The 764-nt window shown below is 47.1% G+C and carries 2 tRNA genes and 2 rRNA genes; all 4 read right to left on the bottom strand.

What is annotated here, in order from left to right:
• A 23S ribosomal RNA gene (locus PGH32_RS24540) occupies positions 1 to 105 on the bottom strand; the annotation flags it as partial.
• Positions 106 to 307: 202 nt separating this feature from the next.
• A tRNA-Ala gene (locus tag PGH32_RS24535) sits at positions 308 to 383 on the bottom strand.
• Positions 384 to 536: 153 nt separating this feature from the next.
• A tRNA-Ile gene (locus PGH32_RS24530) sits at positions 537 to 613 on the bottom strand.
• A gap of 74 nt (positions 614 to 687) precedes the next feature.
• Positions 688 to 764, bottom strand: a 16S ribosomal RNA gene (locus PGH32_RS24525); the annotation flags it as partial.

Raw genomic sequence — 764 nt, 5'->3', positions numbered from 1 at the left:
GTTGTAACGGTTCATATCACCTTACCGACGCTTATCGCAGATTAGCACGCCCTTCATCGCCTCTGACTGCCTAGGCATCCACCGTGTACGCTTAGTCGCTTAACCTCACAACCCACAAGCGTCCCGTAGGACAAATGTCAGTTGTAAGCATTTGAGAGACTCGAACATAGTGTTATTCATTCTTATTACGGAGAATGAAAACAGTATGTCGTTTCAATTTTCAGCTTGTTCCGGATTGTTAAAGAGCATAATACTTCGCAGCATACTGTTGCCAGTACACTCTGAAGTATTGAAATACAGACGTATATGGTGGAGCTAAGCGGGATCGAACCGCTGACCTCCTGCGTGCAAGGCAGGCGCTCTCCCAGCTGAGCTATAGCCCCATACAGTCGTGCAGAAACCTTTTCAGTACCACTCGTGAGAGTCATTTTCTTTCTTGCAAAAGGAAAATGTAATTTTTACTCAGGCAAGGCATGTTTTCGCGAAGCATAGTGAACTATGCGAGCCGGAAACATAACGCGGCATGAGTGAAAATTTGGTAGGCCTGAGTGGACTTGAACCACCGACCTCACCCTTATCAGGGGTGCGCTCTAACCACCTGAGCTACAAGCCTGTAGAGGTTTTTTCTGCTCGTTACTTTTCTATCAGACAATCTGTGTGGACACTACGCGGGAAAGTATCTTCAGGTAAGGAGGTGATCCAACCGCAGGTTCCCCTACGGTTACCTTGTTACGACTTCACCCCAGTCATGAATCACAAAGTGG

The sequence above is a fragment of the Erwinia sp. SLM-02 genome (assembly GCF_037450285.1).
Lineage (GTDB): Bacteria > Pseudomonadota > Gammaproteobacteria > Enterobacterales > Enterobacteriaceae > Erwinia.
Note: the sequence above shows the minus strand (reverse complement) of the source record. Positions and strands in the feature narration are given on the sequence as shown.